We start from the raw sequence: 5565 nt of genomic DNA on the forward strand, positions 1-5565 counted from the left end.
CCGTAGGAGTCTGGGCCGTGTCTCAGTCCCAGTGTGGCCGGTCACCCTCTCAGGCCGGCTACCCGTCGTCGCCTTGGTAGGCCATTACCCCACCAACCAGCTGATAGGCCGCGAGTCCATCCAAAACCGATAAATCTTTCCACCACCCACCATGCGGTGAACAGTCGTATCCGGTATTAGACCCGGTTTCCCAGGCTTATCCCAGAGTCAAGGGCAGGTTACTCACGTGTTACTCACCCGTTCGCCACTAATCCCCCCCGAAGGGGTTCATCGTTCGACTTGCATGTGTTAAGCACGCCGCCAGCGTTCATCCTGAGCCAGGATCAAACTCTCCGTAAAAACTTACAAACACAGCACCACCACCCGGGAAAACGGGCAACAGCACTGCACTAAATCCGATCAAGGCCAAAAAAACCGCAACACACCGCGAACGCGGCGCATCACAGCCAAATCAACCAAACAAAACATTTGGTATCAACAAACTTGGCACACTATTGAGTTCTCAAACAACAGGCACACCCGGCACCAGGAACAACCCCTCAGGGCCACCCCATCGCTCCGGAGCAACTTTTCAAACTTACCCGCCCCGGACCGTTTCCGCAAATCCGCCCAAACCGGCGAACCGCATCCACCCGGCCCAGACCGGGACCCTCCCCGAACCCCGCAGACACGGCAAAACCGCCGTCTCCCAGGCCCCAGGTAAAGGATTTGCGCCCCGCCTCAGCGGCGGCGACTCAGAAAACAATACACCCCACCCACCCCCCGCGCAAATCCACAACCAACACCCAGTGAACATCTACGGAAAAGGGCCTGCGGAGCGCTGGAAAACTTGGTTCCCGGCGCCCCGCAGGCCCTGATGGTTTTGAGAGTTTCAGCCGTCCACGACAACGGTGGCCAGCGTGCGCTTGCCGCGGCGCATCAGCAGGTACTTTCCATGCAGCAGCTTCGCAGCGTCGACCACAGATTCAGGATCGGTGAACTTCTCGTTGTTCACGTAGGCGCCGCCTTCGGCAATGGTGCGGCGCGCGGCCGAGTTGCTCGGAGACAGGCCGGATGCGACCAGCAGATCGACAATCCCCAGCTTCGCGGCAGGAACTGTTGCCTGCGGAATCTCGGCCGTGGCCGCGGTGAGCGTCGCCTCGTCCAGGACTTCCAGGTCGCCCTGGCCGAACAGGGCCGCGGAGGCGGCAATGACCTTTTCGGTGGCGTCGACACCGTGCACCAGGGAGCTGACGTCGTAGGCGAGGGCACGCTGCGCCTCGCGGGCATGGGGACGCTCCGCCACGGCCTGCTCCAACGCTTCGATTTCGGCACGGGTCTTGAAGGTAAAGACCTTCAGCCGGTCGATGACATCGGCGTCGGCGGTGTTGAGCCAGAACTGGTACATGGCGTAGGGGCTGGTCATGGCAGGATCCAGCCAAATGGCATTGCCTTCGCTCTTGCCGAACTTGGTGCCGTCGGAGTTCGTGATGAGCGGGGTGCCGATGGCATGCACATGTTTTCCCTCGACCTTGCGGATCAGGTCAGTGCCGCTGGTTAGGTTGCCCCATTGGTCGGATCCGCCGGTCTGCAGGATGCAGCCATAGTCCCGGTACAGCTCCAGGTAGTCCATCCCCTGCAGGATCTGGTAGCTGAATTCGGTGTAGCTGATGCCTTCATCGGAATTCAGGCGCGAATTGACCGCGTCCTTCTTCAGCATCGTGCCCACGCGGAAGTGCTTGCCGACCTCGCGCAGGAAGTCGATCGCGCTCAGCGGTGCGGTCCAATCCAGGTTGTTGACCATCCGCAGCGCATTCGCGCCGTCAGTGGAGAGGAAGCGGCTCACCTGTTCCTCCAGGTAGCCGACCCACTCGGCGACGGTCTCCTTGGTGTTGAGCGTACGCTCGGCAGTGGGCCGCGGATCACCGATCAGGCCGGTGGAGCCGCCCACCAGCCCGATGGGCTTGTGACCTGCCAGTTGCAGGCGGCGCATGGTGAGCAGCTGCACCAGATTGCCAAGGTGCAGGCTAGGGGCCGTCGGATCAAAACCGCAATAATACGTGATCGGTTCCCCGGCAAGGAGCTTCTCCAGTTCAGTCTCATCGGTGGAGACATGAACCAGTCCTCGCCACTGCAGTTCCTGCCAGATGTTGGCGAAACCCGGGTCGTTGCGTTGGGCCTCAAGGGCCGGGGAACCTAACTCAGTATTCTGTGACACGCCTTCTAAATTATCATTACCGCCGCGGGCAGCACCGCCGGTGCTGCCGTCACTCTACGATGCCGGCCGGGATCGGGCCCCCCGCAATCAGCCGCAGCCGCTGCGTAGGACGGGTCATTGCCACGTACAGGTCCCCGACCTTGCCGCCGGCGCCCTCGAGCAGTTCGGACGGCTCGATGATGACGACCCCGTCGAACTCCAGGCCCTTGGCCTCCTTGGGAGTGGTCACCACGATGTCCACCTCGAAACCGCCGGCTCCGCTGCCCACGCGGCTGCCGTACTCGGCCGCCACGGCCTTCCGTACCTCGGGCAGCCGTCCGTCGGCGACAATCACGGCCAGCAGGCCGCCGTCGACCGCTTCCAGTTCCTCCGGCAGCGCGCGCAGCAGAGCCGGAACGGAACCGCCAGGTTCGACCGAATCCACGATCGGCTCCCAGCGCCCCTCCCGCACCGCCTTCGGTGCAGATACGACAAGCCCGGCCGCGGTGGCCATCCGGGCTGCAGCCTCGGTAATCTGCGCCGGCGTGCGGTAGTTGACGGTGAGTTCCTCAAGGCGCCAGCGGTCATCGGCGAACGGCTCAAGGGCTCGCTGCCAGGACAGCGCGCCTGCGGCGGCGCTGGTCTGGGCGATATCCCCGACAACGGTGAAGGACTTGACCGGGCAGCGCCGCATGAGCAGGCGCCACTGCATCGCGGAAAGCTCCTGGGCTTCATCCACCACAATGTGCCCGAAGGCCCAGGTGCGGTCCGCCGCAGCGCGTTCAGCCGCAGTCAGGCGCTGTTCTGCCACGGCATTGAAGTCGGCCAGCTCCTCGGCGCTCAGGGTGCCGTCCACACCGACGTCCGCCAGCGACTCGTTGACGTTTTCCAGCGCACGTTCGGCATTGGCCAGATCGCGCTTGCGTTCCTGTTCCTGCGCTGCCTGGTCCCGTCCGGCGGAAGCATCGAGTTCGCCGAGCAGTTCGGCGGCCTCGTCCAGCAGCGGCACATCGGCTTCGGTCCACGGGGCCTCGGGAGCGCGCAGCAGCAGTTCCCGCTCGGCAGCGGTAAGCCGGCCGGCGGCTGCCTCCAGATGCGCGGGCTTGGCGAACAGGTCAGCAATGAGCTTCTCCGGTGTCAGCGGCATCCAGCACAGATTCAGCGCAATCCGCACATCCCGGGAGGTGCGCACGTCCTCCGACAGGTAAGCCCTGTCAGTGGTATTGCCGCCGCCCGACGAGGCCTCCAGCTTTTCGGCCAGCTGGTCCGCCAGCTCACGCAGCAGGATCTTGACAAACGTCACCCGTGCTTCGTTGTGCGGCTTGCCGGTGGCACGGGCCTTATCCCGGGCCCGCCGCACCTGCTTAGGCGTGAGCACCAGGGTGGTGCCTTCCACATTCAGCTTGCGGGGTTCGGCGGGGATGCGCTGGCGGTTGGCGACGGCGTTGGCTACTACCTCGGCCATGTAGATCCGGCCCTTGAGCTCCGCTATCCGGTCATCCCGTTCCGGTACCGCATGGATGCCCGGCATCAGGCGCCCCAGGCTGGTCATGACGACGCCGGTTTCACCCAGCGACGGCAGCACACGTTCGATGTACTTCATGAAGGAATTGGAGGGGCCAACCAGCAGCACACCGGCGGACTTCAGCCGTTCACGGTGGGTGTAGAGAAGGTAGGCGGCGCGGTGCAGCGCCACAGCCGTCTTGCCCGTGCCGGGACCGCCCTGGACCACCAGCACTCCGGACAGTCCGGACCGGATGATACGGTCCTGCTCGGCCTGGATAGTGCCGACGATGTCGGACATCTGTCCGGTCCGCTTCGAGTTGAGCGCCGCCAGCAGCGCGCCTTCGCCCTGGAGGTTGCTGTCGCCGTCGAGCATGGATATATCCAGCACATCGTCCTCGATGGCTTTCACATCCCGTCCCTGCAGGATCAGATGCCGACGCCGGCGCACCCCCTGCCGCTCGAAAGCGGTCGCCTGGTAGAAAGTGCCGGCTTCGGGCGCCCGCCAGTCCACCATCAGGCGCTGCAGGTCCGCTGTGGACAGGCCGATGCGGCCGATGTAGCGGGTCTCGCCGCTGTCCAGGTCCAGCCGCCCGAACACCAGCCGCTCATCGACGGCATTCAGCTGGGCCAGCCTGTCCTCATACATGGTGGCGAAGGCATCGCGCTCGGACCGGTTCTGGTGTGAACCGGTGGAACCACTGCGCCGGACCTGCGCCAACTGTTGCCGCTTCTCCTCGCGCAGCTCATCGAGGCGGTGGTATAAGCCGGCCACGTAGGCGCGCTCGTGTTCCAGTTCGGTGCGGGCCGATTCCGAATCGTGCATGACGTTCCCTTCCACAAAAGGCGGACCGTCCATTCTACAGCGATTTTCCGCGGACTGCGCGGACACCCCCACATCCCGGATATCGTCGTCGTTGACTCGCTGCCGGCTCGATTCAAGATCAAGACTCATGCTCTTCCCCTCTCTGGCACGCATCCACAGTACTAGCTCGAAGCGTCCAGATTCCGCGGATTTCGTTACCCCGCGGCCACCGCTTGTTTACCTCAGGGGGCTTCTGCGGTGCGGCGTCTGCTGCTACGCACGGCGGCCGGGCGGTACCGGGAAACGGTGGGATGCCCGGTGATCCAGAACCGCCAGGGATAGGCGGCCGTTCCGCCCGCGCCGCTGACGCCGACGCGCGGACCGGTGGAGACGCGGTCCGCGTGCAGCGGTTCGGCCGGCAGGTCCAGCCGGAACGGCGCCGCGAAGACGTCGGCGCCGTCGCAGCTGCGGTCGATGCCCAATGACTGCGCAAGGCGTGCGGGACCCTGGGCCAGGTCGTGATCCTTACGGGAGGACGGACGACGACGGCGGGCGGCTTCCAGCCCGCCGATCACTTCCCCGGCGCGCAGCAGGCAGCCCGTGGCTTGGCCTTCAACGCCGCAGACGATGTTGGCGCAGTAGTGCATGCCGTAGGTGAAGTAAACGTAGAGATGGCCGGCGGGGCCGAACATGGTCGCGTTGCGCGGGGTTCGCCCCCGGAAACTGTGCGAACCCGGATCCGGGGCATCGGAATCGTGGGGTCCAAGGTAGGCCTCCACCTCAGTGATGCGGATGCTGACGGCACCGTGGCTGTCGTGGGTCGAGCCGTCGTGCGTTATGACTGCTCCCAACAACAGCGGAGCGACTTCAACGGCCGAACCGGTCAGGAGATGACGCGAACTGCTTCCCATGGACCGACATTACCAATACCCGCACCAGCCCTGCGGCCAGCCCGCGGCGGCTTTCGAGCCGCCACGGGCCGCCCGTCGGCGCAATCCGGCCTAGGCTGCCGGGGACTGCTCCATGCGGGTGTAGAAATGCCGCAAGGCCTCGAACCGGCCATCGGACCAGTGCCACTCGA

3 protein-coding genes and 1 rRNA gene are annotated in these 5565 nt (G+C 64.7%); all 4 read right to left on the bottom strand.

The window, feature by feature from the left end:
* Positions 1-339, bottom strand: a 16S ribosomal RNA gene (locus tag AC5RW2_RS40125); the annotation flags it as partial.
* Positions 340-871: 532 nt separating this feature from the next.
* Positions 872-2197 carry a tyrosine--tRNA ligase gene (tyrS, locus tag AC5RW2_RS40130; protein WP_494028691.1) on the bottom strand — a complete coding sequence of 442 codons (1326 nt, stop codon included), beginning with the start codon at positions 2195-2197 and terminating at the stop codon, positions 872-874.
* A 49-nt stretch (positions 2198-2246) separates the two neighbouring features.
* Entirely contained in the window at positions 2247-4505 is a 2259-nt protein-coding gene (locus AC5RW2_RS40135; protein ID WP_494028893.1) for a HelD family protein, read from the bottom strand.
* A gap of 221 nt (positions 4506-4726) precedes the next feature.
* The gene (locus AC5RW2_RS40140; protein WP_494028692.1) at positions 4727-5395 is read right to left on the bottom strand and encodes a DNA-3-methyladenine glycosylase; all 669 of its coding nucleotides are present in this window, start codon (positions 5393-5395) and stop codon (positions 4727-4729) included.
* Positions 5396-5565 lie beyond the last annotated feature (170 nt).

The sequence above is a fragment of the Arthrobacter sp. B0316-1-20 genome (assembly GCF_059091865.1).